This is a genomic window from Limimonas halophila, from assembly GCF_900100655.1.
Classification (GTDB): Bacteria; Pseudomonadota; Alphaproteobacteria; order Kiloniellales; family Rhodovibrionaceae; genus Limimonas; species Limimonas halophila.
Genome location: NZ_FNCE01000007.1, coordinates 76269 through 95752, shown reverse-complemented (window position 1 = coordinate 95752; position 19484 = coordinate 76269). Strand labels below are relative to the sequence as shown.

The following is a 19484-nucleotide window of genomic DNA, read 5'->3' as shown; positions in this document are numbered from 1 at the left end:
CGGCCCCGCCGTCCGGGCCTTTTCGTTTTTGGCGGCGACGGCCTGCCTTAACCGGCGGGTGGTCGCACGGCGGTCACAGCGACGCGCCTTGCGGGACCGGCCCCGGCCTCCCTACCCTTGCGCGCGATCGCGGCGCGTCCCTGTCATCCGGATGGGGGCCATTCGCACAGCGGCGCGCGCAGGACGCGGACACGAACGGACCACGCACATGGTTAAGGCCGTTGCCGGCACGGCGCGCGAGGTGCGCGCCTACCACCCCTTCAGCAAGCTCAACGCGCTCCTGGCCGAGGTTCCGCCGGGCCCGTCCCCGGCGCCGGACGGCGCGCCCGTGGCGTTGCAGATCGGCGAGCCGCAAAACGATCCGCCCGCCTGGATCGACGACCGCGTGGCCGGCCACGGCGGTTGGAACCGCTACCCGCCGCCGCGCGGGACCGAGGCCTACCGCGCCGCCTGCCACGGCTGGCTGGCGCGGCGCTATCCCCGGGGCGCGCAGCTGGTGGACCCGGAAACGCAGATCCTGCCGGTGCCGGGCACGCGCGAGGGGCTGTTCTTCGCCGCGCTGGCCGCGCGCAGGCCGGGTCGCGACGTCGTGCTGCTGCCCAACCCCTTCTATCACGTCTACGCGGGCGCCGCCGTGGCGGCCGAGATGACGCCGGTGTTCGTGCCGGCCACCGAGGCCACGGGCTTCCAGCCGGCCTACGAGGCGCTGGACGCGGCGACGCTGAACCGCGCCGCCCTGGCCTATCTGAACTCACCGTCCAATCCGCAGGGATCCGTTGCGGATGCGGAACGGCTTCGCGATATGATCGCCCTGGCCCGCCGGCACGATTTCGTCCTGGCGCTGGACGAGTGCTACGCCGACATCCACGCGGGCACCACGCCGCCGGGCGGGCTGGACGCCGCGGCAGAGCTGGGCGCGGAGCTGGCGAACGTGCTCGTCTTCCACTCGCTGTCCAAGCGCTCCAGCGCGCCGGGGCTGCGCTGCGGCTTCGTCGCCGGCGACCGGGCGTGGCTGGACGCGCTGGACGCCACGCTGCGCGTGGGCGGGGCCGGGGTGCCGCTGCCCATCCTGAACGCGGGAACGGCGCTGTGGGGCGACGACGACCACGCGGCGCGCAACCGCGAGCGCTACGACGCCGCCTTCGCCGCCGCCGAGCGCGCGCTGGGCGAACGCGTGGCGCGCCCGGCGGCCGGCTTCTTCCTGTGGCTGGACGTGGGCGACAGCGAGGCCGCGGCCGTGCGCCTGTGGCGCGAGGCCGGCATCCGCGTGCTGCCCGGGGCCTACATGAGCGTGCCCGACGATGACGGCGCCAACCCCGGGGCCGCCCACATCCGCGTGGCGCTGGTGCACGAGCCGGCCTTCCTGGAGCCGGTGCTGGCGCGCCTGGGCGCGGTGCTGTGGGGCGACGGCACGGGGGCCGCGCACGCATGAGCGAGCGAGCCGACAGCCTCAGCCTGCAGGGCCTGACGGCCAGCCTCGCCGGACTGGCGCGCCGCCTCCTGCGCCGCGTCGGCATCGCGGCGCCCGGGGGCATCGCGGCAGCCCTGGCGGTGGCGCTGATCACCTACAACCCCGCCGACCCGAGCCTGAACGTCGCCAGCGACGCCCCGGTGAGCAACCTGCTGGGTCAGCCGGGCGCCATCGTCGCCGACGTGCTGCTGCGCGCGCTGGGGATGGCCGCCTTCGTGTTGGTGCCGGTCCTGGCCGGGTGGTCGTGGCGCCTCGTGCGCGCCGGGCTGCCGTCGCGGTCGTGGCTGCGCGCGGCCGTGCTGCCGCCGGCCCTGCTGTTGCTGGCGACGGGGCTGGCCGCCCTGCCCAACCCGACCTCCTGGCCCATGAGCGACGGCCTGGGCGGCGCCGCCGGGCACCTGACCTTCGCCAACACCGCCGCCGCGCTGCCCTGGCCGGGCTGGCTGACGGCGCTGATCTCCGGCATCTCCGGCGTGGCGCTCGCGGGCTACGCGCTCGGCTGGTCGCGCGCGGAATGGGCCGCCGTCGGCCGCGCCGCCGCCTGGGTGAGCGCGCGCGGCTTGGGGACGGTCCAGCCGGCCGACGCGGAAACCAAGGCCGAACGCAAGGCCAACCGCGAGGCCCGCAGGGCCGAGCGCGCCGAACGCCGCGCCGAGCGCAAGGCCATGCGGCAGGCCAAGCGCGACACCCGCAAGCAGGACCGCGAGGCCCGTGGCAAACAGCGCCGCGAACCCGTGTTGGTGGGGGGTGGCGAGCCCGAGACCGAGGCGGAGGCGGCGCCAGCGCCCGCCGCGGACCCCGAGCCGGAACCGGCCAAGAAGGCGAAGAAGGCCGCCACGAAAGCCGAGCCCGAACCGGAGAGCGACACGGAAGCGGAACGCACCGCGGCGGTGGAGCCGCGCGCGGCGCCCGAACCCCCGGCCAGAACCGGCGGCGGCTCGGTCTCGCAGGCCGAGGACTTCGAGATGCCGCCGCTCAAGCTGCTCACAGAGCCGGAGCAATCGGGCAAGGGCGGCGCCGACGAGGACGAGCTGCAGGACACCGCGCGCCAGCTGGAAAAGGTGCTGGGCGACTTCGGCGTGAAGGGCGAGATCGTGAAGGTCCGCCCCGGCCCCGTGGTGACGCGCTACGACCTGGAGCCCGCCCCGGGCACGAAGAACAGCCGCGTCATCGGCCTGGCTGGCGACATCGCCCGCGCCATGGCCGCGGTGTCGGTCCGCGTCGCCGTGGTGCCGGGCACGAGCGTCATCGGCATCGAGCTGCCCAACGCCGAGCGCGAGATCGTCTTCCTGCGCGAGCTGCTGGCCTCGCGCGAGTATGTGGAGAAGGGCGGCAGCCTCCCGCTCACCCTGGGCAAGGACATCTCCGGCTCGCCCACGGTGGTCGATCTGGCGAAGATGCCGCACCTGCTGGTGGCCGGCACCACGGGCTCGGGGAAGTCCGTGGCCATCAACGCCATGCTGCTCTCGTTGATGTACCGCCTGCCGCCCGAGCAGTGCCGGATGATCCTGATCGACCCCAAGATGCTGGAGCTGTCGGTCTACGAGGACATCCCGCACCTCATGGCGCCGGTCGTCACCGACCCCAAGAAGGCGGTCACGGCGCTCAAGTGGACCGTGCGGGAGATGGAGGACCGCTACCGCAAGATGGCGCGCCTGGGCGTGCGCAACATCGACGGCTACAACGCCCGCATCCACGAGGCCAACGCCAACGGCGAGATCCTCACCCGCCGCGTGCAGACCGGCTTCGACCCGGACAGCGGCGCGCCGGTCTACGAGGAGCAGGACGTCGACATGCGGCCGCTGCCCTACATCGTGGTAGTGGTCGACGAGATGGCCGACCTCATGCAGGTGGCCGGCAAGGACATCGAGATGGCCGCCCAGCGCCTGGCGCAGATGGCGCGGGCGGCGGGCATCCACCTGATCATGGCCACGCAGCGCCCCTCGGTGGACGTCATCACCGGCACGCTCAAGGCCAACTTCCCCACGCGCATCTCCTTCCACGTCACCTCGAAGGTGGACAGCCGCACCATCCTGGGGGAGACGGGCGCGGAGCAGCTGCTCGGCAAGGGCGACATGCTCTACATGGCCCACGGCGGCCGCGTGACGCGCGTGCACGGGCCGCTGGTCTCGGACGACGAGGTCGAGGGCGTGGTCGCCCACCTCAAGGCGCAGGGCGCGCCGGAGTACGACCAAGCCGTCACCGAGGAGGACGGCGAGGGCGGCGGCGCCCAGGACCTCGTGCCCGGCGGCGGCAACGGCGGCGACGGCGGCGAGGGGGACCTCTACGAGAAGGCCGTGGCCGTGGTGCTCCAGCACCGTAAGGCCTCGACCTCCTTCGTGCAGCGCCAGCTCCAGATCGGCTACAACCGCGCCGCCCGGCTGATCGAGAAGATGGAGGGCGAAGGCGTGGTCAGCCCGGCGAACCATGTCGGCAAGCGCGAGATCCTGATCGAATCCCAGGCGGAGCGGTGATTGCCCGCGTGCGCCGCCGCCGATCGCCCACGCCCGCGCCACATCCACGCCACGTCCCGCGCGCAGCCTGCGCGACGAACCACACGGAGACGCCGACCATGCGCCCCGACCGCCCGCTACGGCGCGGCCCCGCCGCCTTGTTGAGCGCCGCCCTGCTGACCGCCGGCCTGCTGCTCGCCGGGACCGCGCCGTATGCCGCCGCCGAGAGCAACGGCACGGCGCTGTCCGAGCGCGACCGCGCCACGGTCGAGCGCATCCAGACCTACATCGAGGGCATCGACACCCTGCGGGCCGAATTCCGCCAGCGCTCCTCGAACGGCACGGAAGCCACGGGCACGGTGTGGATCGACCGCCCCGGCAAGGTGCGATTCGAATACGATCCGCCCACCGACATCGTCATGATCGCCGACGGCTCGTGGCTGCTCTACTTCAACCGCCGGCTGGAGCAGACCAGCTACGTGCCCGTGAGCGAGACGCCGCTGTGGCCCTTGCTGAAGGCGGACGTCGACATCCTGGGCAAGCAGGACTTCGCCGTGGCCAGGGTCACCCGCGCCAACGACCGCATCCGCGTGACCGTGGTGCGCGGCGGCGCCAAACCGGGCGAGCCGGGCTCGCTGGAGCTGTACTTCACCGACGACCCGCTGGCGCTGACCCGCTGGCGGCTGGTGGACCAGCAGGGCACGGTCACCGTGGTCGATCTGGCGGGCGTGCAGCGCGGCGTCGCCATCGCCGCCGAGAAGTTCGACTTCAACGCCCTGGACCTGCCGAAGCAGGGGCGACAGAAGTAGGCCCCACAGCGGACGCACCTCTTGGAGCGCGCCAACCGGCACGCCACCTTACGGCCATGACCGCGAAGCCGCTGATCGCCCTGCCCGCCTGCCGCATGACGGCGGACGGGCTGACCTTCCACACCATCGGGGACAAGTACGTGCGCGCCGTGGCGGAGGCCGCGGACGCGCTGCCCGTGATGCTGCCCTCGCTGGCCGATGCCGTTGACCCCACCGAGATCCTGGCGCGCGTCGACGGCATCGTGCTCACCGGCAGCCCCTCCAACGTCCATCCCGAGGCCTACGGCGCAGCGGCGCACGAAAAGGCCGAGCCCTACGATGTCGCCCGCGACGCCACGACGCTGCCGCTGATCCGCGCCGCCGTGGCGCGCGGCGTGCCGCTGCTGGCGATCTGCCGCGGCATGCAGGAGCTGAACGTCGCCTTCGGCGGCACGCTGTATGCGCGCGTCCACGAGGTGCCGGGCCGCCACGACCACCGCAAGCCCGAGGGCGATCTGGACACGCGCTACGGCCCCAAGCACCGCATCGCGCTGACGCCCGGCGGTGTGCTCGCCCGCCTCGTGGGCGGCGAGGAGCTGTGGGTGAATTCGCTTCATTGGCAGGGCGTCGCCGAGCCCGCGCGCACGCTGGCGGTCGAGGCCACGGCCGAGGACGGCACGATCGAGGCGATGAGCCTGCCGGATGCGCGGGGCTTCGTGCTGGGCGTGCAGTGGCACCCGGAATACGAGGCGGCGGCCAACCCCACCTCGCGCGCCATTCTCGGCGCCTTCGGCGAGGCCGCGCGCCAGTATCGCGCCGGTCTCGTCCGGGAGTCGGTTTGATCCCGGGCGTTCGGGACGATGTTCATGCGGGGTATGCCGTCGGTGCATGAAATGTTCCGGGTTGGTGGTATTGATTGAAGGCCGAAGCGTCCCACATCGCGGGTAAGTGCTGGTCTGCAATGGACCGGACTCAGCGGTTGGGTGTCGTCCCCTGCCACCCTGCCGCGTCTCCGCGGAGATTCGGAACGCCCGGCCTCCCCCCGACCGGGCGTTCCTCTTTTTTGTGCGCCCTGGAAAGGGCCGCGGATAAGCCGAACGTTGCGTTGACCGGCCGCGTTTTGTAGCTCCCCCGCCCATGCGCATCGCCACCTGGAACGTGAACTCCATCCGCGCCCGGCTGGAGCATTTCGCCGCCTTCGTCGCCGCGGCGCGGCCGAACGTTGTCTGCCTGCAGGAAACCAAGGTCGCCGACCCGCAGTTTCCGGCGGCGGCGATGGACGAGCTGGGCTTTCCCCACCGCGCCGTGCGTGGCGAGAAGGGCCGCAACGGCGTCGCCATCCTGGCCGACCGCCCCTTCGCCACACACTGGCAGTGGGACTGGTGGGGTCAGCCGGACGCGCGCCACCTGGCCGTGGTGCCGGACGCCGAGCCGCGGCTGGAGCTGCACTGCTTCTACGTGCCCTCGGGCGGCCCGGAGGCGGACGTGGACGCCAACCCCAAGTTCGCCCACAAGCTCGGCTTCATCGACGAGATGACGGCCTGGGCGCGCGACGACCGCCTCGCCGACCGCAGCGTCATGATCCTGGGCGACCTGAACGTGGCGCCGCTGGAGACGGACGTGTGGAACCACCAGCGCATCAAGCGCCAGGTCGGCCACACCCCGCGGGAGTGCGAGCGCATGGCGGGCCTGCGCGAGGCCGGCGGTTTCACGGACGTGGGGCGCCATTTCGTGCCGCCGGACCAGCACCTCTACACCTGGTGGGGCTACCGCCACCCGCAGTCCTTCCAGAAGAACTACGGCTGGCGCCTGGACCACGTCTGGGTGACGCCGCCGCTCAGCGCGCACCTGGACCGCCACGCCGTGTGGTCGCAGACGCGCGGCTGGCAGAAGCCCTCCGACCACGTGCCCGTGGTGGTGGACCTCGCGTGAGCCACCATTCCGTGGGCGAAACGACGCATCACGCGAGCGCCACCAGATCGACCGGATGGTTGATCCCCGCCACCGGGGTTCCGGGGCGCTGCGTCCCGGTCCCGGCGTAGCCCTGCTGCTGCGCGAGGTGGTAGGTTTCCTGCGCCGCGAGCGCGCGCGTGCCCGCCACGGCATTGTGCTTTTCCACCTTGCTGGCGACGTTCACCGCGTCCCCGATCACAGTGTATTCGAGGCGGTCGCGCTCGCCCACCGCCCCGAAGACGACGCGTCCGCTGGCCGCGGCGGCGTTCACCGTCGGCGCCGGCACGCCGCGCTCGGCCCGGTTGCGCTGCCACGCCGCCGCCCCTTCGATCGCCGCGTCCACGCAGCGCAGCGCGTCGGCGGCGTAGCTGCCGGGGGCGTGCACGTCGTCGAAGGTCGCCAGGATGCCGTCGCCCAGGAACTTGTCGATGCTGCCGCCGTGGCTGCGAACGATGGGCACCAGGGTGGCCTGATAGTCGGCGAGCAGCCGCATCACGGCGTCCGGCGGACAACGTTCGGCGATCCCGGTGAAGCCGCGCAGGTCGAAGGTGACGATCGCGGCGTGGCGCCATTCACCCACCCCGACCTCGAGGCTTTCCGCTTCCACGATGCGCTGGGCCACGGCCGGGGAGAAGAAGCGCGCCAACTCGCGCGCCGCCGTGCGCTCCGCCACCGCGCTGACGAGCAGGGCGCGGGCACGCACGATCGCCGTCGCCAGGATCGCGGTGACCACCAGGATGGAGATCACCTTGTCGAACTCCGCGCCCAGCAGGATCTTGTTGGAGGTGATGTAGGTGACGTAATCGCGCGTCACCATCGTCATGCCCGCGGGCAGCAGGACGTAGCCGACCAGCACCAGCCATCCCGCCGCCGCCGTCAGCCCCGCGACCACGACGAAGCGCGCCTCGAAGCGCAGCGCGCGCAGGGCGATGAAGATGAAGACGTAGAGCAGCGTCGGCGCCTTGAGGTAGAAGCCCGCCGGCTGCTCGTATTGCAGATGGAACGACCAGATCAGCCCGAACAGCAGGGCCATGTCGATGACGATCGACAGGTAGAGGAACCAGTCGGGCAGGCGCACGCGGAACGCCAGCCCCAGGCGGAAGAGCGTGAAGCCGAAATAGGCGGCCAGTGCGAAGGGCACCGGCGCGAAGCTGGCGTCCTCGCCAAAGGTCTTGGGCGCGAGCGTGTAGAGAACGGCGAAGATCACCACGACGGCGAGCTGGACGGCGCCGATGAGCCGTTCCGTGGCGTCCTGCTGCTCGCGCACCTGGGCCAGCACACGCGCGGGCAGCTGCTTGCGCGGGCTGGAGCGCAGCCGCGCCGGCAGGCTCAGGAGGATCGAGGGCAGGCTGCGATCCGACATGCCGGCCAGTGTGCCATGAACGCCGCCGATCCCGGCGATCAGGATGTGGTGACGCGGGCGTGACCCCGGGGACCGGGCGTGCGCCGAGGGCGCGCGGTCAGGGAACCAGCCGGTAGCCGCCGGGCTCGGTGATCAGCAGCTCCGCGTTGGCGGGGTCTTCCTCCACCTTCTGGCGCAGCCGGTAGACGTGCGTTTCCAGGGTGTGCGTGGTGACGCCCGCGTTGTAGCCCCATACCTCGCCCAGCAGGGTTTCGCGGCTGACCACGGTGTCGCCGCTGCGGTAGAGGTACTTGAGGATCGCCGTTTCCTTCTCGGTCAGGCGGATCTTCTTGCCGCTGTCGTCGGCCACCAGCAGCTTCGCGCTCGGGCGGAAGGTGTAGGGGCCGATGGTGAAGACGGCGTCCTCGCTCTGCTCGTGCTGGCGCAGCTGCGCGCGCAGGCGGGCCAGCAGCACGCCCAGGCGGAAGGGCTTGGTGACGTAGTCGTTGGCACCGGCATCCAGGCCGAGGATGGTGTCGGCATCGGATTCCGCCGCCGTCAGCATCACGATGGGGCACGACACGTTGTTGCGGCGCAGGACGCGGCACACCTCGCGCCCGTCCATGTCCGGCAACCCCACGTCCAGCAGGATCGCGTCCACGTGTTGCGACTTCGCGATCTCGATCGCGTCGCTGCCCGTGCCGGCGCCGAGGGTGGCGAATTCCTCGTGCAGTCCCAGCTGCTCGGCCAGGGACTCGCGCAGGGTTTCGTCGTCGTCCACCAGCAGGATTTTCTTGCCCTGAACGGACGCCATGGCCTCCCCATCGTCGGCGCGTTGGTATGCGGATCCCCCTTGGGACCGCTATCCGCAATAGCAGCCGCCAGGATGGCGTTCAAGCTGGCGTCACGGCAAAGCTTGCCGCCCGGAATGGCGGCGGCGGTGCATCGGGGCGACCGCGACTCCAGCCGAAGACGGCCCGGATTGTGGCACGCTGTTTGCGTAATCGTTGCCGGCGACGTGGTCGCGAGCACGGAGGCGACGATGCCGGTGAGCCAGGCCCCGACGGAACCGCAATCGGATCAGGCCCAGCGCGTCCGCGCCCAGGAAGCCGCGCTGCGCTCGGCGTCGCGCACCGACCGCGCGGCGGAAGCCGGGCGGGGCGCCCCGGCCGCCAACACCGACCCGAACCGCCCCGCGCCCAGCGACCGGCCGCCCGGCAAGGCGGACGGGGCGCACTTCACGCCGCCGCCGGAAGGTACGCCGGAGTACAGCTTCGCCGACCTGGTCGACGTGGTGAACCCGCTGCAGCACATCCCCGGCGTGGCCTCGGTCTACCAGGAGGTCACGGGCGACGAGATCAAGGGCGCCTCCCAGGTCGTGGGCAGCACGCTCTACGGCGGGCCGATCGGCCTCATCGGCGGCGCGGCGAACGCCATCATCGACGAGGCCACGGGCGACGACGTGGGCGGGCACACCCTGGCGGCGCTGGGCATGAAGGAGCCGGAAAGCGCCGGCGACACGCGGCTGGCGTCCGGTTCGGGCGATCCGCAGGGCCAGCCCCCGGCCTCGGAGGCCACGATCGCGCGCACCAGCTCCACCACCAAGGCCGTCGAGCTCGCGTCCCAGCCGTCCCAGCAGGCAGCGGCCAGCACCGACGGGCAGCAGCCGCAGGATCGAGGCGTCCACATCGCCGCCGCCAGCACCGGCACCACCGGACGGCAGGCGAGCACCGCCGCCACGGCCACCGACGGCGCGCCCCAGGCCAACGGCGTGGCCACCGGTGACAATGCCCTCGCCAAGGTGGCGCAAGATCTGCGTCAGGGCGGCGGACAGGCGGATCAGGCGCAACGTCAGGGGGCAAGCGCTCAGGCGACAGCGGCTCAGGGCTCGACGGACGGCAACGGCAACGGTGTGGCGCGCGGGGACGCGGCGCTGTCGCAACTGGCGAACGATCTGCGTCAGGGCGGCACGGCGAACACAAATGCACAGGCGTCCGGCGGCGCCCAGGCCGGCGACACAGCCACGCGCGGTGAGCAGCCCTCGCCGACGCAGACCCAGACGGCGCGCGCCGCCGACGTGCCGTCGGATTCCGACTTCTTCCAGATCAAGGACCGGCACTACACGCATTCGGCGGAGCAGAACGCGCGCGATGCCGCACAGCGGCTGGAAGCGGCGGCCAACACCGAGGCCGTTCCGGGCCAGGAGGCGGATGCCGCGACGGCGTACAAAACGGGCGAGTCCGCGCCGGATGCGGGTCAGCAGCAGCGCCGGACGGCCAGCTCCGCCAGCGGGAACGAACCCCTGCCCACGCCCGAAACCCAGGGCATGCCGGAGAATTTTGCCGAGCGCATGAAGAACGCCCTGGACAAGTACCGGGCCATGCAGCAGGCGCAGTGATCGCCGCCGCGCGCGCTGATACCCTCGCCGCATGGACCTGACGGTTTTTCCCACGGCGGACGGGTGGCGCGCGCGGCTGGACGACGGCCGCGTGTGGCCGTGCGTGATCGGTCGGAGCGGCACGACCGCAACGAAGGCGGAGGGCGACGGCGCCACGCCGCTCGGCGCATGGCCCGTCCGGCGGGTGCTCTACCGCCCCGACCGGCTTTCCGAACCCGAAACGAGCCTGCCGTTGTCGGCGATCGCGCCCGACGATGGCTGGTGCGACGACCCGGCGAACCCGCACTACAACCGGCCCGTCAAGCTGCCGTTCGACGGCGGGCACGAGGTGCTGTGGCGAGACGACGGCCTCTACGACCTCGTGGTCGTGCTCGGCCACAACGACGACCCGCCAACGCCCGGCGCGGGCAGCGCGATCTTCCTGCATCGCATGCGGCCCGATGGCGCCCCAACCGAGGGGTGCGTGGCCCTCGAACCGGCGGCGCTGGCGGCGGTTGTCCGCGCGTTGCGGCCGGGCTCCCGGATTGTGATCCAATCGTGATGCGCCGGCCCGGGTGCGCCGTGTCGCACCCGCTTGTCCGCCGGCGCAGGCGACCCATCTGCCCGCCCAGCACAACGAACGTCATGCCGGGGAGAATGCAGATGCGCGCAAAACCGGGCGTTTCCGCAGCCGTCGCCATGAGTGTCCTGGTCGCCGGATGCGCCGGCGGCTACACCGTCGTCGATTTCAAGACGGACAACGGAACCTACTCGGAATCCTACCTGCGCGCCGCCGCGGACGGGAAGGGCGTGCGCCTCGATCTGCGCAACAGCCCGTTCGATTCGGCCCGGGCGGCCGAGGTCGGCGACACCATCGAGCGTGCATTTCAACAGAGCCATCGTTCGGTCTACGATGTCGCCTTCCCCACGAATGACGCGGACGGGACCAACGGCATGCGCGCCGTGGTCCTTTTCAACGCCGCCTCCAACGCGCGCCCCGAACAGCTGTGCAGCAAACCGGATCAGCCGGGGGTCGAACCGTCCGACCGAGGCCTGCGCGTGGCGGTCACGTTGTGCCGTGGCGAGCGCCCGATGCGCTGGGTCGTCGCCCGCCAAGTGGGCGCGGATGCCACCGAACCCGCGGGCGTGCGCCAGCTTTTCCGCAACGTTGGCTATGACCTCTTCTCGGAGCCTGAGAACATCGCGGGCAACGGCGTGGGCGGCGACATGATGTAGGCGAGCGATCTGCCCTTATTCGGGTCGTTCGCCGAAGACCGCGGTGCCCACGCGGACGCAGGTCGCACCCAGGCGAAGGGCCGTCTCGTAATCGCCGCTCATCCCCATGGACAGCGCGGGCAGCTCCAGCCGCGCCGCGATTTCGGCCAGGAGCGCGAAGTGCGGCGCGGGCTCCTCGTCCAATGGGGGGATGCACATCAGCCCGGCGACGGGGAGCCCCAGCTCCCGGCACAGCGCCACCAGCGCATCCGCGTCGCCGGGCGCGACGCCGGCTTTCTGCGGCTCCTCGCCCGTGTTGACCTGGACGTAGACCGTGGGCGTGTGGCCCGTCTTCGCCGCTGCCTTGGCGAGCGCGCGGGCGAGCCGCTCGCGGTCCACGGTCTGGATCACGTCGAAGGTGGCGACGGCGTCCTCGACCTTGTTGGTCTGCAAGGGCCCGACGAGGTGGAGCCTGAGATCGGGATGCGCTTGGCGCAGCGCCGGATACTTGCCCTGGGCTTCCTGAACGCGGTTTTCCCCGAACACGCGGTGGCCGGCCGCGAGCGCTTGCTGCACGCGCTCGGCCGGGTGTTTTTTCGACACCGCAACGAGCTCGACCTGCCGCGGATCGCGGCCCACCGCGCGGCAGGCGTCGGCGATGCGGTCGTGGATGGCCGCGAGGTTGGCAGCGATGTCGGGGGTGGTTTCGCTCATGGCTGGCTTCAGAACACCGGGTTGCCGCGTTTGTCCAGATAGCCGTGCGTGCGCATGGTTTCGGCGTGCGTGTCGATCAGGCGCTGAACCTGGTCTTCGGTCAGGGTTTCGCGCCACTGGCCCACCTGGCCGCGCCGGAAGAACTGCTGCGAGCCGTCGGGCCGCGCTTCGTTGAAGCCGCGCTGCTTTTCCTGGCGCGAGAGCACGTCGAAACTGGTGAAGTCGATGGCCTTGCGCAGCCGCTTGGTGTGAAGCGGCAGTTGCAGGAAGTTGACCAGGGCGCGGAAGGTCGGGCCCGGCTTGGTCTGCATGTCCTCGTAGCGCATCACGTGAAGTTTCAGGCCCGGCGCCTTCAGCCAGCTTTCCACGTGCTGCGTCCAGGTGCCGACGACACCGGGCAGCTGCACGCTGGGATCGCCGGCCATGATCTGGTCCTTCGTGCACATGAAGGTCACGGCCTGATCGAAGCTGACATCCAGGTGGTGCGCCAGGGACACCGCGACATCCAACGGATTGCGCACGACGTAGATCGCCCCGGCCGTGGCATCCGGCGTGATGAAGGGGATCCCGCTGTCGTCGAAGCCCACGACGCTGTGGGTCTTCACGAAGACCGTTTCCTGGGGATGGCTGGCGAGCATGCGGTGCATGACGGGGCGCAGGCGGCTAACGTCGTCGGACGTCAGCTCCTCGCGCGAACACCCGCTCGCGGCTTCGTAGAGCACCAGGAAGCCGTCGCCGTAGGCGAACTTGTGCAGCTCGTTGATGTCGAGCGGTTCGTCGGGGTTTCGGAAGTAGGTCGCCAGGAAGGAGCGCAGCCAGGTGTTGCCGGACTTGGGGTACGAACTCAGCCAGAGAATGCCCGCCATGGCGCGTTTGGCCCACCCTGTCGTTGCCGTTGTCGCGGCAAAATAGGTGGGGAATGGCCCGAACAAAAGAGAGGGGGCCGGACGGCCCCCTCTCCAAACCAACACCGTTTGGTGAGGGTTTAGAAGAACATCGTCGTGCCGATGACGCCCGAAACCGCGTCGGAGTCGACGCCGGCGTTGTTCTCCTGGTTGTCGAAGATCACGCCGCCGCTGAGGTTGATCCCGGGGCCGAGGTTGTAGCCGACAGCGCCCTTGTAGGTCTCCTGGTCGGCATCCGGCGTGGCGGAGTTACCGTCGGTGCGGGAGATCAGCGCCTCGGCCTGGAAGGTGAAGGGCCCGGTGCTGTAGACGACGTCGAAGCCGTGCGCACGGCCATCATCAGGCGAGTCGCCCTGCGCGGCGCTCACAGCATCCGGGTTGTCGGCCTCGGCGAAGGCGTAGCCAACGCCAAAGCCGGCGAAGTTCGCGCGGACACCGGCCATGTAGTGCTCGGGGTCCTCGTTGCCGCTGCCATCAGCCGCCTGGGCGGTGTTCACACCGGCGTAGGCCGACAAACCGACCTGCTGGAAGTCCTGGCTCCAGCTCACGCTAGCGGACAGGCCATCGCTGGCTGTGGTGTCCGAATCCTGGAAACCGAACTGCTGCGTGTTGTTGCCCTGAATCTCGGGCGCCCAGCTGGCGCCGAACTTGAAGCCGGCGACGCGCGGCGTGTAGTAGGCGATCCGCTGGGCGTCGTTGGCGAAGTCCAGGTGCGTCGAACCGCCAACGTTGTAGAAGTTGCCGGCGTTCGCGCTCGTGCCGCCGGTGAAGTAGCTCTGCCAGCCGGTGTTGATCGGAACCAGCGTGTAGCTCCACAGCGGGCCGGCGCCCCAGGACTGCGCGTACGCGGCGGAGTTCTGCGAGCCGAGCTGCACGGTACCGAAGGAGCCCTTCATGTAGCCGTAGACGCCGTCGGCCTCGACACCCTGCTGGAAGTCGCTGTTCGGGTTGGCGATCTCGGTGGTGATGCTGACACCGGCCTCGATGCCATTGTCCAGGGTGTAGGAGCCGGAGAAGCTGATCTCAGCGTCCTGGAAGGTCTGGGTATCGTCGACGCCGAATCCGCCGTGCGGATCACCCACAGACTGATAGAAGTTGAAAAAGCCGCCGACATCCAGGTTGATGCCCTCGGCGTGCGCGCCGTTCGCGACCGTGGCCACGCCGAGCAGCGCGGTCGTCGCGTAGAGACTCTTCTTCATGGTCATTGGATTTTTCCCTCTCCGTGTCGTTGCCCCGCACGATCGCTTCGCGGAAGCGCTTCGCATTCCTTCGCGGCGCGTGCGATCGCCCGCCGCGACGTCGTGTTGTCGATGAAGCCCCCCGCGACGCGCCGATGCGATCCGTAACCGGCATGAGACGAAATCAAGCATTGCCGGGGGCTTGGTCAAGAAGCCCTTCGGTGACCTGTGGCAAATCCTCGTCATGCGTGGCGTTTGTGCAACACCGCTGACGCGGAGGCCGCCGGTTGGTGGCGGCGCCTGGCTCGCCGCTTGCCCGAGCGCGCGTGCGCCGCCTAGCCTCTCGCCCACGCCGCAGCCGGAGGAAAATGGACGCGATGTCGAAAGCTCACCGCGCGAGCGTCACCCGCGATCAGCACCCCGAGGAAACCCTTCGCCAGGGCGTGCGCGCGCACGATCAGGGCGACCGCGGCGAGGCTCGGCGCCTGTACGAACGCGTGCTGACGGCCATCCCGCGCCACCCGGTCGCGTTGCAGATGCTGGCCTCCGTGGAATATCTCGAGGGCAACGTGACTCACGCGGACGTCTACCGGGACAAGGCAATCGAAAGCTTTGGCGAGGCGGTGGCAGCGAACCCGGGGGTGCTGCCGCCGCTGACGGGGTATGTGAACCTGCTGCTGGCGGCAGGCCGGGTACACGAAGCGGAGCACCAGGCGTCCGCGTTGCGGCTCGGCCTCAACCCCTTCCGCCACGACGCCACGGAATTCAACCGCCGCCGCCGCGCCGCCTACGAGGCCGGGCACCCGCCGGTGCTCATCAACACCATCCCCAAGTCCGCCAGCGAGAGCATCTGGAACCGCCTGGCCGACAGCCTGGACATGGCGCAGTGCCAGGTGTCGATCGGGCTGTTTCCCAACTGCATGGCCGTGCCGCTGCGCGTGGCGGAGCTCGGCGCCGGCGGCATCGCCAGCAAGGAGCACCTGGCGCCGACGGCCTTCAACGTGAAAACGCTTGCGGAGTCGGGCGTCGAGCGGCTGGTCGTGCACCTGCGCGATCCGCGGCAGGTGGCGCTGTCCTGGGCGCACTTCGTGCGCGATCACATCGCCACGATGCCCACGGGCCCGCTGTGGCGCGACACCTGTCCGCCCCTGCCGGTGCTGCACGGCTCCTTCGAGGCGCTGATGGACTGGGCCGTGGACAGCTACATCCCCCTCGTCGTCGACTTCATCCAGGGCTGGCAGCAGATTGCCGAGGATGACAGCTCGGGCCTCTCGGTTCTCTTCACGACCTTCGAGGACTTCAAAGCCGACCCCGACACCTACATGCAGCGCGTGCTGTCCTTCTACGGCGCGGACGCCGGGGCGGACGCGGCCAATGTGGCCTCCGAGGACGGGCATCTGCGCCAGGGGCGCACCGACGAATGGCGCGAGGTCCTCACCCAGGCGCAGCAGGAACGCGCGCGGCGCGTGATCGGGGATGCGATCCTCGATCGCTTCGGCTGGCCGAGGTAAGAGGGTGCGCTCGCGGCTTGCCGTGCCGTCGCAGCCTTGCTAAGCCGCGTGCGGATTCTCGGCTGCAAAGGTTGCATGATGGCGCGTTTGATCACCGGCTTGGTGCTCCTGGGCGTGGCGGGAGCCGTCGCGGCTGGCTGCGGTCCGCCGCAGAACCCGGATGAGCCCCTTCCCCAGGAAAAGACTCGCGGCGGAAGCAACCCTTCCGGGCGTGACACGGGTAGCGTCACCGGCGGCGGCCTGAGCGGGCTGTTCGCCGACGACGAGGATGACGCCGAAGGCGGCGGTTCCGGCGTGGCCGTGAACAGCTTCCTGTGGCGCGCCTCGCTGGACACCGTATCCTTCATGCCGCTGGCCCAGGCGGACCCCTTCGGCGGCGTCATCATCACCGACTGGTATTCGCCCGCCGACGCCGAGGGCGAGCGCATCAAGGTCAACGTCTTCATCCTCAGCCGCGAGCTGCGCGCCAACGCCCTGCGCGCCTCGGTCTTCCGCCAGGTGCGCGAGGACGGCGAGTGGGTCGATGCCGAGGTGAGCGAGGACACGGCGACCCGCCTGGAAAACGCCATCCTCTCGCGGGCGCGGGAGATGCGCGTGACCAAGCGCAAGCAGAGCTGAGCCACACGACGCCGGAGCCGGCGCGCACGACGCCGCCGGCCGGACAGGACGCAAACACGGGAGTCGGTCGCGGGGCATGAGCCGCTACAACGTCAAGGAGACCGAGGCGAAGTGGCAGCGCGCCTGGGACGGCGCGCGCTGTTTCGAGGTTCACCAGGACCCCGGCCGGGACAAGTATTACGTCCTCGAAATGTTCCCCTATCCCTCGGGGAACATCCACATGGGCCACCTGCGCAACTACACGATCGGCGACGTGGTGGCGCGCTACAAGCGCGCGCAGGGCTACAACGTCCTGCACCCCATGGGCTGGGACGCCTTCGGCCTGCCCGCCGAGAACGCGGCCATCGACCGCGGCGTCCACCCCAAGCAGTGGACGCACGGCAACATCGACAAGATGCGCGATCAGCTGAAGGCGATGGGCCTGTCCATCGACTGGTCGCGCGAGATCGCCACCTGCGATCCCGAGTACTACCAGCACGAACAGGCCATGTTCCTGGATCTGCTGGACGCCGGGCTGGCCTACCGCAAGGAAGCCTGGGTCAACTGGGACCCGGTGGACCAGACCGTGCTGGCCAACGAGCAGGTGGAAAACGGCAAGGGCTGGCGCTCCGGCGCGCCCGTGGAGCAGCGCAAGCTGCCGCAGTGGATGCTGCGCATCACCGCGTTTTCCGAGGAGCTGCTGTCCGCGCTGGACGAGCTGGACCGCTGGCCGGACAAGGTGCGCTCGATGCAGCGCAACTGGATCGGCCGCTCCGAGGGCGCGCGCATCCATTTCCCCGTCGCCGAGCGCGGCGACAGCCTTGAGGTCTTCACCACCCGCCCCGACACGCTCTACGGCGCGTCCTTCTGCGCGCTCTCGCCCCACCACCCGCTGACCGAGGAGCTGGCCCAGCATGACGAGCAGCTGGAGGCCTTCCGGCGCGAGTGCGAGCAGCTGGGCACCAGCGAGGAGGCGATCGAGCGCGCGGAGAAGAAGGGCTACTTCACCGGGCTGCACTGCACGCACCCGGTGACGGGCGAGCAGCTGCCGCTCTACGTCGCCAACTTCATCCTCATGGAGTACGGCACGGGCGCCATCTTCGGCTGCCCCGCCCACGACCAGCGCGACCTGGATTTCGCCCGCGCCTACGGCCTGCGCGTCACCCCCGTCATCCTGCCCGAGGGCGAGGACGCGGCCGGGTTCGCCGTGGGCGGCACGGCCTACACGGGCGACGGCACGCTCATCAATTCCGACTTCCTGAACGGGCTGGATGTCGATAGCGCCAAGCGCCGCATCATCGAGCGCCTGGAAGCCGACGGCAGCGGCGAGGGCACGGTTCAGTTCCGCCTGCGCGACTGGGGCGTGAGCCGCCAGCGCTACTGGGGCGCGCCCATCCCGGTGATCCACTGCGGCGCGTGCGGGATCGTTCCGGTTCCGAAATCGGATCTGCCGGTGACGCTGCCGGAGGACGTGGACCTCTCCACCCCCGGCAACCCGCTGGACCGCCACCCCACCTGGAAGCACACGACCTGCCCGCGGTGCGGCGGCGAGGCCGAGCGCGAGACGGACACCTTCGACACCTTCATGGAGTCCTCCTGGTACTTCGCGCGCTTCTGCTCGCCCCAGAGCGAGGTGGGCATCGACCGCGAGGCCGCGCGCTACTGGCTGCCGGTGGACCAGTACATCGGCGGCATCGAGCACGCGGTTCTGCACCTGCTCTACGCGCGCTTCTTCACGCGCGCACTCCAGCACCTCGGCTACGTCGACGTGGCCGAGCCCTTCGCCGGGCTCTTCACCCAGGGCATGATCGGCCACGAGACCTTCAAGGACATGGAGGGCAACTGGCTCTCGCCGGACGAGGTGAAGCCCGGCGAGGACGGCACGCTCGTCGACCCCCACGGCCGCCCCGTGACGCGCGGGCGCGTGGAGAAGATGAGCAAGTCCAAGCGCAACACCATCGATCCCACCGAGATCATTCAGGCCTACGGGGCGGACACGGCGCGCTGGTTCATGCTGTCCGACAGCCCGCCGGACCGCGACATGGAGTGGACCGAGGCCGGCGTGGAAGGCGCCTACCGCTACGTCCATCGCCTCTACCGCCTGGTCAGCGAGATGAGCGCGGACCTGCCGGCCGCCGACGCGGCCAAGCCCGACGCCTTCTCCAACGCGGCGATGGATCTGCGCCGGGCGGCGCACAAGACGGTCGCCAACGTCACGCACGACGTGGAAAACTTCCACTTCAACCGCAGCGTGGCGCGGCTGTACGAGCTGACCAATCAGCTCAGCAGCTTCCAGCCCAAGGACGCCGCGGACCGCTGGGCGCAGGCCGAAGCCGCGGCGATGCTCGTGCGCATGGTCGGGCCGATGATGCCGCATCTCGCCGAGGAGCTGTGGGAGATGCTCGGCAACACGACGATGCTCGCCGACACGCCGTGGCCGCAGGCCGATCCGGCGCTCACCGTGGACGAGCGCGTGACCGTCGCCATCCAGGTGAACGGCAAAAAGCGCGCCACGGTCGAGCTGCCTCGCGACGCCGAAGAGGATCAGGCCAAGGAAGCCGCGCTCGCCGAACCCGGCGTCCAACGCGCCCTCGGCGACAAAGCCCCGCGAAAGATCATCGTCGTGCCGAACAAAATCGTGAACGTGGTGGCATAACAAACTGAGGGCAGTTTGATCCCGTGCGTCAGGCTGCCGGACGCCATCCAAACGCGGTTGCGGGGCTGTCTTGGGGAAGATGCCGGCCGGGACCGTCTGCAGCCACCGCTGAGTAGATGCGATGAAACGTGAGGCGGTTTCCCTGGGCTTACGTGGACTGACGAAAAGAGGGAATACGCCGGGTGGCCATCTTCGAGCGCACGCGTTTTAGCTGCTTGCCAGCCTCGAACCGACCCGTTCGCTACACCGGCGGTGAAGGGGTCTGGTGCCCGGCGTGCCCCCACTGATGGCGAACACAAGCGGTTAAGCTGGACCCTGTTCTTG

Annotated in this window: 16 protein-coding genes; 11 read left to right on the top strand and 5 right to left on the bottom strand. The window is 70.2% G+C overall.

Going from position 1 to position 19484, the window contains the following annotated elements; all coding sequences use genetic code 11:
* The first annotated feature begins 208 nt into the window (after positions 1–208).
* The 5 genes from BLQ43_RS10225 to xth all read left to right on the top strand — a co-directional run bounded on the left by BLQ43_RS10225 (position 209) and on the right by xth (position 6644).
* Positions 209–1432: an aminotransferase class I/II-fold pyridoxal phosphate-dependent enzyme gene (locus BLQ43_RS10225; protein ID WP_090020463.1), complete on the top strand. Its 1224-nt coding sequence runs from the start codon at positions 209–211 to the stop codon at positions 1430–1432.
* Positions 1429–3945 carry an FtsK/SpoIIIE family DNA translocase gene (locus BLQ43_RS10220; protein WP_090020460.1) on the top strand — a complete coding sequence of 839 codons (2517 nt, stop codon included), beginning with the start codon at positions 1429–1431 and terminating at the stop codon, positions 3943–3945. The genes BLQ43_RS10225 and BLQ43_RS10220 overlap by 4 nt, the downstream gene beginning before the upstream one ends.
* A gap of 98 nt (positions 3946–4043) precedes the next feature.
* The gene (locus tag BLQ43_RS10215) at positions 4044–4733 is read left to right on the top strand and encodes a LolA family protein (protein WP_090020459.1); all 690 of its coding nucleotides are present in this window, start codon (positions 4044–4046) and stop codon (positions 4731–4733) included.
* 56 nt (positions 4734–4789) lie between these two features.
* Positions 4790–5554 carry a gamma-glutamyl-gamma-aminobutyrate hydrolase family protein gene (locus BLQ43_RS10210; RefSeq protein ID WP_090020457.1) on the top strand — a complete coding sequence of 255 codons (765 nt, stop codon included), beginning with the start codon at positions 4790–4792 and terminating at the stop codon, positions 5552–5554.
* 295 nt (positions 5555–5849) lie between these two features.
* A complete protein-coding gene (gene xth, locus BLQ43_RS10205; RefSeq protein ID WP_090020454.1) occupies positions 5850–6644 on the top strand; it encodes an exodeoxyribonuclease III in 795 nt (264 codons plus the stop codon).
* A gap of 28 nt (positions 6645–6672) precedes the next feature.
* Here xth and BLQ43_RS10200 read toward each other — a convergent pair whose 3' ends face one another.
* Positions 6673–8028 (bottom strand): adenylate/guanylate cyclase domain-containing protein, encoded by a 1356-nt coding sequence (locus tag BLQ43_RS10200; RefSeq protein ID WP_090020452.1) that lies wholly within the window; start codon positions 8026–8028, stop codon positions 6673–6675.
* Between the two features lie 97 nt (positions 8029–8125).
* The gene (locus tag BLQ43_RS10195) at positions 8126–8821 is read right to left on the bottom strand and encodes a response regulator transcription factor (RefSeq protein WP_090020450.1); all 696 of its coding nucleotides are present in this window, start codon (positions 8819–8821) and stop codon (positions 8126–8128) included.
* Positions 8822–9049: 228 nt separating this feature from the next.
* Between BLQ43_RS10195 and BLQ43_RS10190 the strand changes: the two genes are divergently transcribed.
* From BLQ43_RS10190 to BLQ43_RS10180, 3 genes are read left to right on the top strand one after another with little or no spacing between them, the layout of a single operon-like run.
* Positions 9050–10405 carry a hypothetical protein gene (locus BLQ43_RS10190; RefSeq protein ID WP_143006247.1) on the top strand — a complete coding sequence of 452 codons (1356 nt, stop codon included), beginning with the start codon at positions 9050–9052 and terminating at the stop codon, positions 10403–10405.
* Between the two features lie 31 nt (positions 10406–10436).
* Positions 10437–10946, top strand: coding sequence for a L,D-transpeptidase family protein (locus BLQ43_RS10185; protein ID WP_090020446.1), 510 nt, complete (start codon positions 10437–10439; stop codon positions 10944–10946).
* Positions 10943–11620, top strand: coding sequence for a hypothetical protein (locus tag BLQ43_RS10180; protein WP_143006246.1), 678 nt, complete (start codon positions 10943–10945; stop codon positions 11618–11620). Before BLQ43_RS10185 ends, BLQ43_RS10180 begins: the two co-directional genes overlap by 4 nt.
* 15 nt (positions 11621–11635) lie before the next feature.
* On the opposite strand, the gene BLQ43_RS10175 is transcribed toward BLQ43_RS10180, so the two are convergent.
* The 3 genes from BLQ43_RS10175 to BLQ43_RS10165 all read right to left on the bottom strand — a co-directional run bounded on the left by BLQ43_RS10175 (position 11636) and on the right by BLQ43_RS10165 (position 14423).
* Complete coding sequence (locus BLQ43_RS10175) at positions 11636–12313, bottom strand: YggS family pyridoxal phosphate-dependent enzyme (RefSeq protein WP_090020442.1); 678 nt, start codon at positions 12311–12313, stop codon at positions 11636–11638.
* 8 nt (positions 12314–12321) lie between these two features.
* Positions 12322–13179 carry a sulfotransferase domain-containing protein gene (locus tag BLQ43_RS10170; RefSeq protein ID WP_090020440.1) on the bottom strand — a complete coding sequence of 286 codons (858 nt, stop codon included), beginning with the start codon at positions 13177–13179 and terminating at the stop codon, positions 12322–12324.
* 119 nt (positions 13180–13298) lie between these two features.
* Positions 13299–14423: a porin gene (locus BLQ43_RS10165; protein ID WP_176758630.1), complete on the bottom strand. Its 1125-nt coding sequence runs from the start codon at positions 14421–14423 to the stop codon at positions 13299–13301.
* 350 nt (positions 14424–14773) lie between these two features.
* Here BLQ43_RS10165 and BLQ43_RS10160 point away from each other — a divergent pair, with 350 nt between their 5' ends.
* The 3 genes from BLQ43_RS10160 (at position 14774) to leuS (ending at position 19160) form a co-directional block, all read left to right on the top strand.
* Positions 14774–15907, top strand: a complete 1134-nt coding sequence (locus BLQ43_RS10160) for a sulfotransferase domain-containing protein (RefSeq protein ID WP_176758629.1) — start codon at positions 14774–14776, stop codon at positions 15905–15907.
* 78 nt (positions 15908–15985) lie between these two features.
* Positions 15986–16525: a DUF3576 domain-containing protein gene (locus BLQ43_RS10155; RefSeq protein WP_245659548.1), complete on the top strand. Its 540-nt coding sequence runs from the start codon at positions 15986–15988 to the stop codon at positions 16523–16525.
* A 76-nt stretch (positions 16526–16601) separates the two neighbouring features.
* Entirely contained in the window at positions 16602–19160 is a 2559-nt protein-coding gene (leuS, locus tag BLQ43_RS10150; protein WP_090020432.1) for a leucine--tRNA ligase, read from the top strand.
* The last annotated feature ends 324 nt before the right edge of the window (positions 19161–19484 follow it).